1 protein-coding gene and 1 pseudogene are annotated in these 1892 nt (G+C 51.0%); both read left to right on the top strand.

Annotated elements, in window-relative coordinates:
* A pseudogene (locus tag I5W_RS34405) lies at positions 1–1552 on the top strand (hypothetical protein); the annotation flags it as partial.
* 2 nt (positions 1553–1554) lie between these two features.
* A partial coding sequence (locus I5W_RS29590; protein ID WP_148289064.1) for an Imm42 family immunity protein occupies positions 1555–1892 on the top strand: 338 nt, incomplete at its 3' end.

The following is a 1892-nucleotide window of genomic DNA, read 5'->3' as shown; positions in this document are numbered from 1 at the left end:
CGGAAACGCCTCGGGTAGCGAGACCAGCGTGACGCGGAGTGGGTTTTCTGGTGCGGCAGTGACTATTACGGATGCTCAGGCGCAGCAGCCCAGGACGGGGCAGAGTGCGGATCAGGCTGTGGCGTCGCTGGATGCATCGGTACGCACGGGTAAGGACAGCAGCAATAGTTTGGCGAAGAGCTGGGACGGCAATCAACTGCGTGAGGATGTTGAGGCGCAGGCGAAGATTACGCAGGCGTTTGGGCAGCAGGCGGCCAAGATGGTTGGTAGCTATGCGGATGCCAAAGAAGGGGAGCTGCGACGGTCAGCCCTTAAGGCGGCACAGGATGGTGATCAGGCCGAAGCTGCCAAGTTGAGCGCTGAGGCCGATCAGTGGAAAGAAGGCGGAGTCTATCGTGCTAGTGCTCATGCTGCCATTGGATTACTGGCTGGTGGTGTCTCAGGGGCCTTGGGCGCAGCAGCAAGTTCAGCATTGATGCCAGGTATTGCTGAACAGATCAAAAAATTAGGACTGCCACCGGTAGTGGAGAGCGCAGTATCGCTTGCGGCGGCGTCTGCAATTGGCACTGCAGTGGGAGGAGGCGCTGGCGCGGCTAGTGCTTACAACGTTGATTTGAATAATCGGCAGGCGAGCCCTGCCGAGATTGACAAGATTAAACAACTTGCAGATGGCGATCCCAAAAAAGAAGCACGCCTTCAAGCTGCAGCTTGCGCTTTGTTCCGTTGCTGGCAGGAGTTTGCGCCAGGTACTCGTGAATATGCTGAGACCAAGTCTATGGGGGATTGGGGAAACAGCGCATATTTGACCGCAGAATATAAGCAGTTGGAACTGGCGAGAAGTCTCGGACTATTTGATTACGGCGCTCCAGATCTGGCGCTTGATGTTGCAAAGTTAGCCAAAAATACTGTCGCGCAACTGGCACGGGATTTTGGACAAACTGCCGTTCAAATCTTAAAGCATGGACCGAATGCTTTGCCACCTGATTTACCTCCAACTGATCCATGGGACATGGGAGGGCCTTCTGGTAGTGCTGGTGCATTGGTTACACCGTCAATTTCGGGTTGTGTGCGGGGACTTTCCTTACTATGTGTGACATATCGCCCGGCGATTGTGCCAACTTACATTTATGCTTCAACAGGAAATTCTGATGCTGGAGAAGGTGGCTCCAACTTCAATAAGCAGGATGAACAAAGCAACGCTCAGTCGGCGACGAAGAATGGTGGTAATTTATCCAGCACTACAAGTCCAGCACTTAATAACAGTCCCTATAGTCCGGAAAATGTGGCGAGCCGTACCAAACCACGTTATCAGGCAAACCCAGCTCACGACCGAAGCAGTCCTCTGTACAACCCGGCTAAGACGCCAGAGCCTGTTGATGCGCAGTGGGCTTATGAAAATGGTTCAATACGTGGCGGAATGGGAACTTGGTACGCCCAAGGCCAGGGCGGATATTATCGCTATTTCTTCGATAACGCCGGTAGTGTGCATTTCAGTGGGACTGTCCCTGCCGCTCAAGTGCCCAGTAGTGTTTTGAAACTTTTAGGAAAGTAAAAATGGAATTCGGTGATAGAGCAAGATTTTCGATAGAGATAGAACTAGATTCCCATTATGGAGGTTGCTGGCTATTTGGGCGTATTGCTTATTGGATTTCAGGAGCAATGATTGGATACTACGATCTTGGAACATCTCTGCGTGACGTGCTTTTTCAAATGACGCCTATTCTCGGCGACAGGGGCGGGCGAGTTTGTCAGAATTTATTTTTATTAGAAAAAGAGAAGATCTTTTTTCTCATTGAATCTGCTTTTAGAGAAAACAGCGAGGCCATTTATGCATACGTGCCTATGAAATTCCTCCCGGGTAANTTTGATGTCCGTATTCCAGTAGATGTTTT

This window comes from Herbaspirillum sp. B65, assembly GCF_000333555.1.
Classification (GTDB): Bacteria; Pseudomonadota; Gammaproteobacteria; order Burkholderiales; family Burkholderiaceae_D; genus Herbaspirillum; species Herbaspirillum rubrisubalbicans.
Note: the sequence above shows the minus strand (reverse complement) of the source record. Positions and strands in the feature narration are given on the sequence as shown.